Source organism: Inquilinus sp. (assembly GCF_039594555.1).
GTDB lineage: Bacteria > Pseudomonadota > Alphaproteobacteria > DSM-16000 > Inquilinaceae > Inquilinus.
The window spans coordinates 1-7,051 of record NZ_JBCNNF010000357.1 but is presented as its reverse complement, the minus strand read 5'-3'; the positions used below and the strand labels follow the sequence as shown (position 1 = coordinate 7,051).

The 7,051-nt window shown below is 70.0% G+C and carries 4 protein-coding genes and 1 pseudogene; 1 reads left to right on the top strand and 4 read right to left on the bottom strand.

Going from position 1 to position 7,051, the window contains the following annotated elements:
• Positions 1 to 2,648, bottom strand: a pseudogene (locus tag ABDW35_RS28300) (calcium-binding protein); the annotation flags it as partial.
• A gap of 282 nt (positions 2,649 to 2,930) precedes the next feature.
• On the opposite strand from ABDW35_RS28300, the gene ABDW35_RS28295 reads away from it, so the two are divergent.
• Positions 2,931 to 4,436, top strand: a complete 1,506-nt coding sequence (locus ABDW35_RS28295; protein WP_343717196.1) for a PLP-dependent aminotransferase family protein — start codon at positions 2,931 to 2,933, stop codon at positions 4,434 to 4,436.
• 166 nt (positions 4,437 to 4,602) lie between these two features.
• Here ABDW35_RS28295 and ABDW35_RS28290 read toward each other — a convergent pair whose 3' ends face one another.
• The 3 genes from ABDW35_RS28290 to ABDW35_RS28280 form a co-directional block, all read right to left on the bottom strand.
• A complete protein-coding gene (locus tag ABDW35_RS28290; RefSeq protein ID WP_343717195.1) occupies positions 4,603 to 5,544 on the bottom strand; it encodes a dihydrodipicolinate synthase family protein in 942 nt (313 codons plus the stop codon).
• 132 nt (positions 5,545 to 5,676) lie between these two features.
• The gene (locus tag ABDW35_RS28285; RefSeq protein ID WP_343717194.1) at positions 5,677 to 6,645 is read right to left on the bottom strand and encodes an ABC transporter ATP-binding protein; all 969 of its coding nucleotides are present in this window, start codon (positions 6,643 to 6,645) and stop codon (positions 5,677 to 5,679) included.
• A 2-nt stretch (positions 6,646 to 6,647) separates the two neighbouring features.
• The coding region (locus ABDW35_RS28280) for an oligopeptide/dipeptide ABC transporter ATP-binding protein (protein ID WP_343717193.1) at positions 6,648 to 7,051 on the bottom strand (404 nt) is incomplete at its 5' end.

Here is a 7,051-nt window from a genome sequence, read left to right as displayed (position 1 = left end):
AGCGCATCGCCGCCACCACCGCCGGTGAGGACGTCGTTCCCGGCCAGTCCCCACAGCGTGTTGGCGTTAGCGTCGCCGGTGAGCACGTCGGCGAAGGCGGAGCCCTGCACCTGCTCGATGCCGCTCAGCGTGTCGCCGGCGGCATCGCCGCCCGACATCGCGCCGGTCGCCAGGTTCACCGACACCGCCGCGGCGGAGCTGGCGTAGACGGCCGTGTCGATGCCGGCCCCGCCGATGATGGTATCGGCCCCGCCATCGCCCTCGATGATATCGTTGCCGTCGCCGCCATCGATCGTGTCGTCCCCGGCGCCGGCATAGATGTTGTCGTGGCCGGCCTCGCCGAAGACCTGGTCGTTCTCGCTGCCGGCATCGACGCTATCATTGCCTGTGCCGCCATGGATGATGTCGATGCCGGCACCGCCGACCAGCCGATCCGCGCCGTCGCCGCCGTCGAGGCTGTCATTGCCCGCCTCGCCGGAGAGCGCGTCGTCGCCGCCATTGCCGACGAGCGTGTCGTTGCCCAGCTCGCCGCCGATGATGTTGCGCGCGTTGTCGCCGGTCAGCTGGTCGTCGTTGCTGGAACCGTACAGGTTTTCGATGCTGGTCAGCACGTCGCCCGCCGCATCGCCGCCGGAGGTCGCGCCGGTCAGCAGGTTCACCGACACGGCCGCCGCTGAGCCCTGGTAGTTGGCGAAGTCCGAGCCGGCACCGCCGTTGAGGCTGTCTGCCCCCGCGCCGCCGCGAAGGGTATCGTCGCCGCCGCCTCCGCTGAGCGCATTGGCGCCGCCGTCGCCGATCAGCCGGTCGCCGAAGGCCGAGCCGAGGACGCTCTCGATGGAAACAAACGTATCGCCCTGGGCATCGCCGCCCGTCCCGGTGCCGGTGGCCAGGTCGACCTGAACCCCCGCGGCCGAGGTGTCGTAATACACGATGTCGGTACCGTTGCCGCCGTTGAAGACATCGGCGCCGCCGAGGCCGGCGAGTCCGTCATTGCCGTTGCCGCCGGTGAGGGCGTTGACCCCGGCGTTGCCGACCAGGAGGTCGTCGAAGGCCGAGCCGACCAGGTTCTCGACATTCGACAGCGTGTCGCCCGCGGCATCGCCGCCGGAGCCCAAGCCGCTGGTCAGGTTGACGAACACCCCGACGGCTGACCCGTCGTAATAGACCGTGTCGATGCCGGCGCCGCCGTCGATCGCGTCAGCGCCGCCATAGGCGTTGATCTGATCTTTGCCGGCGCCGCCGCTGACGGTGTCGTTCCCCCCGCCGGATCGGATCGTGTCGTCGCCGTCACCGCCGGTCAGCGTATTGGCGCCGCTGTCGCCAATCAGGAGGTCATTGAAGGCCGAGCCGAGGACGTTCTCGATATTCCGCAGCACGTCGCCCTGGGCATCGCCGCCACCAGCGGCGCCGCCATTCACCGTGACGAACACCGCGGCGCCCGAGGTGGTGTAGTCGGCCGTGTCGATGCCGGCGCCGCCGTCGATCCAGTCGCCGCCCGCGCCGCCTTCGATGTGGTCGTCGCCGTCGCCGCCGGTGAGGGAATTGTCGCCGCCGTCGCCGATCAGGGTGTCGTCGAAGGCCGTGCCGACGACGTTCTCGACATTCTGGTACGTGTCGCCCTGGGCGTCGCCGCCGAAGCCCTGGCCGAGCGCCAGGTTCACGGTCACCGCCGCGGCGTCGTAATAGATCGTGTCGACCCCGGCGCCGCCGTCGATGGCGTCGGCGCCGCCATAGCCGGCGATGTGGTCGTCGCCGTCGCCGCCGCTGATGACGTCGTCCCCCGCGCCGGAACGGAGCGTGTCGTTGCCGTCGGCGCCGATAAGGGCATTGTCGCCGCCGTCGCCGATCAGGACGTCATCGCCGGCCGTGCCGTGGACGTTCTCGATATTCCGGTACGTGTCGCCGTCGGAGTCGCCGTAGCCGGAGCCCTGGCCGGTGGCGAGGTCGACGATGATCGGATCCTCCGAATGGTCGTAGTAGACGGTATCGATGCCTTCACCGCCGTCGAACGAATTGAGGGTGTCGTTGCCTATCAAGGTGTCGTCGAAAGCCGAGCCGACCACGTTTTCGACGCCTGACAGCGTGTCGCCCTCGGCATCGCCGCCCGTGCCAAAGCCGGTCGCCAGACTGACGACCACCCCAGCGGTCGAGGCGTCGTAATAGACCGTGTCGCTGCCCTCGCCGCCATCGATCGCGTCGGCACCGGCGCCGCCCTTGATGGAGTCGTCGCCGGCCCCGCCGGCCAGCGCATTGGCCTCGGCGTTGCCGACCAGGGTGTCGTTGAATCTGGAGCCCACGAGATTCTCGATCCCGCTGTACAAAATGTCGCCCTGGGCCTCACCGCCCGTGCCAAAGCCGGTGTTGTTGCCGGTCGCCAGGCTCACCTGCACTCCGGCCGTCGCGTCGACGCTGTCATAGGAGGCCGTATCGATGCCCGGGCCGCCATAGAAGGTGTCGGCGCCTGCGCCGCCGTAAAAGGTGTCGTTGCCAGGGCCGCCGTCGAGCCTGTCGTCGCCGCCGAGGCCGAACAGAGTATCGTCTCCGGTCAGGCCGATGAGGATATCGATGCCGTCGGCATTGGACGGATTGCCCGGATCGGTGCCGGTGATCGTGTCGTCTCCGCCGGTGCCCTGCTGAGTCTGAGTCATGGATGCCACCTTGCTGGACAGTGCCGCCCAACCCCGGCGCCGAGGCCTCGGCCGCCGCAGTGGACTCGGCTCGGGATTTCGCACCGGGTCGGCCAAGACCGACACTCGACGCAGGAACGCTAGCCTACGATCCGCATATCCCGGTAGGTCCAGATCAGGCCAATCGATGGATCCAGATGGCGCTCCGATGAGTCCAGATCGCCCCCGGCGATGAGTCCAGATTGCACCGCATGGTGAAATACGATTTTATTCAATCGATGGTTGGTGTGCTGGAGAGGGCACGTGGCGGCCGACGACATCCTGTGGCGGCAATTGCTGACGCTGTCGCGCCGGCCGGATCTGACGCTGCAGGCCCAGTTGCGCGGCGCCATCGCCCAAGCGGTGCTGGACCGGCGGCTGCCCCCGGGCGCGGAGCTGCCCTCGTCGCGCCGGTTGTCGGAGATCCTCGGCATCAGCCGCAACACCGTGATCCAGGCCTATGACCAGCTGACCCAGGAGGGCTTCATCTCGGCCCGCAGCCGGTCGCGGCATATGGTCGACCCGCAGGCGCTGGAGAACGCGGCGAGGGCGGCCGGGGTGCAGCCCGACGTGCCCGGGCGGCGGCCGGACTGGACCGGGCGGCTGACCAGCCGCCCGTCCCGCACCCGCCACGTGCTGAAGCCGACCGACTGGTACAATTACCGCTTTCCCTTCGTCTACGGCCAGCCCGATCCGACCCTGTTCCCGATCGCGGAATGGCGCGAGGTGGTGCAGCTGTCGCTGCGCTCGGTCGCCATCCGCGACTGGGCCGGCGACCGGGTCGACGCCGACGACCCGCTGCTGATCGAGCAGCTGCAGAAGCGGGTCCTGCCGCGCCGCGGCATCTGGGTGTCGCCGGAGCAGATCCTGGTCACGATCGGGGCGCAGCAGGCGCTGTACCTCGCCGCGTCGCTGCTGCTGAAGCCGGAGCGGACGGTCGGGATCGAGCAGCCGGGCTATCCCGACATCCGCAACCTGTGCCGGCAGTTCGGCGCCCGCATCCAGCCGCTGCCGATGGATCATCACGGGCTGAAGCTGACCGGCAGCCTGGCCGAATGCGACATGCTGTTCGTGCAGCCGAGCCATCAGAATCCGACCACGGTGACCATGCCGCTGCAGCGGCGGCAGGAGCTGCTGCAGGCGGCCTCGGTGCACGACCTGGTGATCGTCGAGGACGATTATGACAGCGAGCTGACCTTCGTCGGCGAGGCCACGCCGGCGCTGAAGGCGCTCGATCGCGATGACCGGGTGATCTATATCGGCAGCGTGTCGAAGACTCTGGCCCCGGGGCTGCGGCTGGGCTTCGTGGTCGGGCCGCCGGAGTTCATCGCCGAGGCCCGGGCGATGCGGCGGCTGACCGCGCGGCACCCGCCGGCCAACAACCAGCGCGCCGTGGCGCTGTTCCTGCAGCTGGGCCATCACGACGCGGCGATCAAGAAGCTGATCGCCGCCTATCGCGAACGCGCCGACGCGATCGCGGAAGGACTGCGCACCCATCTGCCGGAGTTCGAGTGCCGGCTGCCCGCCGGCGGCTCGGCGATGTGGGCCGAAGGGCCGGCCGACGTGTCGATGACCGCGGTCGCCGCCGCGGGGGCGCCGCAGGGGCTGCTGATCGACCCCGGCGCGGTGTTCTTCGATCATCCGGTGCCGCCGGAGAACTTCCTGCGCTTCGGCTATTCCTCGATCCCGGTCGACCGCATCGACCCCGGCATCCAGCTGCTGGCCCGGCTGGTCCGGGCCGAACGGCATGGCGGCCGACAGGCCAGCTGAACACTCAGACCGGGCCGCCCCCTCACCCTCCCGCCGCCGACGCGGCGGGCCCCTCCCTCTCCCCGAGGAGAGGGGAACGGAGCCGCGGCCTCATTCACCTCTCCTCGGGGAGAGGTCGAAATCGCGATGGCGATTTCGGGTGAGGGGATGGCTCCGGCCCCTCCGCTTACCCGAGCGTCTGTGAGAACAACTCCGGCATCATCGCACGCGCCACCGGGCGCAGGCGCAGGGCCTCGGCCTTGTCGATCCAGCGATAGGGGCGGCGCAGCCGGGTGCCGACCGGCCCCCAGCCGCCGACCGCCGCCAGCAGCTTGTCCAGCGCGGCGTTGGAATAGCCGTGCAGGCTGCGGAACGGCACGACATGCTCATCCATGAAGCGGCAGATCCGGCGCTCGAGGTCGAGTGCGCCCTCGAGATCCGTCGCCATCCGGTCGGTCCAGGCCTGCGCCCCCGCCGGGCTGAGGCAGGCGACGTTGGAGAAGGCGCCGGCGACGACGCCGTGCTTCACCCCGGTGGCGAGGTGGTGGCCGGGGATGAACAGCGCCGTACCGGACAGGTGCTGCTTCGCCGCCGCGTACCAGGCATCGTCGCCATCGGCGAGCTTGATCCCGACGACCGCCGGAACGACCCGCACCAGCCGGCCAAGTTCGTCCGGCGTCAGAACGCGCTTGGCGTGCGGCGGGTTGTAGAGGACCAGCGGCACCCCGCCAGCAGCCTCCGCCATCAGCTGCAGGAAGTCGACGGCCTCCGCTTCGGTCACCGGCCACCAGTCCGGCAGCACCACCTGGATCGCCGCCGGGCCGAGGTCCCGCGCCAGCTTGACCCGCTCGCGCGCCAGGCTCGGGTCCGGCTGGCAGGCGCCGATGACGAAAGGCATGCCGGCCGCCCGGCATCCTTCCGCCAGCAACGCCTGGATCGCGGCATATTCCGCCTCGGTCTGGTTGTGCAGCTCGCCGGCCGTGCCGTTGGAGTAGATGCCGTCGACCCGCGCCGCCACCAGCAGGTCGATCTCCTCCGCCAGCCGGCCGAAATCGATGCTCTCATCCGCCGCGATCGGCAGCAGCAGCGTCGCCCAGTTGCCGCGCAGCACTTCGTTCTCTTGCTTCATGAGGCCTCCCAACCACCCGTCATTGCGAGGAGGCGAAGCCGACGAAGCAATCCATCGATCCGCGCGAGCTAATGCATGGATTGCTTCGCTGCGCTCGCAATGACGACAAGGGGGTGCCGTGAAGAGGCCAGGTCATCGGCTGACATCCTGCCGGATGCAGGCCTTGAAATGGCCGGGCTCCACCTCCTCCAGCCTCGGCACCTCGCGGGCGCAGGCCTCGACCGCGTGCGGGCAGCGGGTGCGGAAGACGCAGCCCGAGGGCGGGCTGGCCGGGCTGGGGATGTCGCCCGTCAGGATCTGGCGCTGGCGCGGCCGGTCGGGGTCCGGCTCCGGGATCGCCGACAGCAGCGCCCGCGTATAGGGGTGCTTCGGCGCGGCGTAGAGCCGGTCGCTCGGCGCGATCTCCATGATCCGGCCGAGATACATCACGATCACCCGGTCGCAGATGTACTCCACCACCGCGAGGTCGTGGGAGATGAACAGCATGGTCAGACCGAGGCGCAGCTGCAGGTCGCGCAGCAGGTTGACGATCTGCGCCTGCACCGAGACGTCGAGCGCCGAGACCGGCTCGTCCGCCACCAGGAACTCCGGCTCCAGCGCCAGGGCCCGGGCGATGCCGATGCGCTGGCGCTGGCCGCCGGAGAATTCATGGGCGTAGCGCTCGACCGCATCGGCCGGCAGCTCCACCGCCTCCAGCGCCGCCCGCGCCTTGGCCAGCCGCTCCCGCCCGGTGCCGATGCCCTGAATCGCCAGCCCCTCGGTCAGGATCTCGCCGATGGTCATGCGCGGCGACAGGCTGGCGAAGGGGTCCTGGAAGATGTACTGCATCCGCCGCCGCTGCCGGCGCATCTCGCTGCCGGACAGCTTGGTCAGGTCCCGGCCGTCGAACACGACCTCGCCGGCCGTCGGCTCGATCAGCCGCAGCACCGACCGGCCGATCGTGGTCTTGCCCGAGCCGGATTCGCCGACCAGGCCGACCACCTCGCCGCGGCCGACCTCGAAATGGATGTCGTCCAGCGCGCGCACCAGCGGGCCGCGGCCGAAGGCGCCGGGGCCGAAATGCTTGGCCAGGCCGCGCACGGCGAGAAGCGGTTCGGCCATGGTCAGAGCTCCTGCCAGCGGATGCAGCGGCTGGTGTGGCCGGGGCTCACCTCCGCCGGCGCCGGCACGGCGGCGCGGCAGGCCTCGACCGCATAGGCGCAGCGCGAGGCGAAGGCGCAGCCGGGCGGCATGGCGGCCAGGCTGGGCACCGTGCCCGGGATGGTGGCCAGCTTCTCCCCCGCCGCCTTCAGCCGCGTCGCCTCGCCCAGCTTCGGCACCGAGGCCAGGAGGCCGATGGTGTAGGGGTGGCGCGGGTGGCGGAACACCTCGCGCACCGGCCCGGTCTCGACGATCCGGCCGGCATACATAGGGTCATTGGGGTCGCCGTTTACATGGGAAAGGTCCAGCCGCTGGATATTGAGCGCCAGCGAGAGACCGAAATGCAGTTGCTGTCCACCCTCTCCTA

Coding starts and splice junctions, on each gene's coding strand:
- ABDW35_RS28290 (WP_343717195.1), bottom strand. CDS start 5,544: ATGAAGCAAGAGAACGAAGTGCTGCGCGGCAACTGGGCGACGCTGCTG.
- ABDW35_RS28285 (WP_343717194.1), bottom strand. CDS start 6,645: ATGGCCGAACCGCTTCTCGCCGTGCGCGGCCTGGCCAAGCATTTCGGC.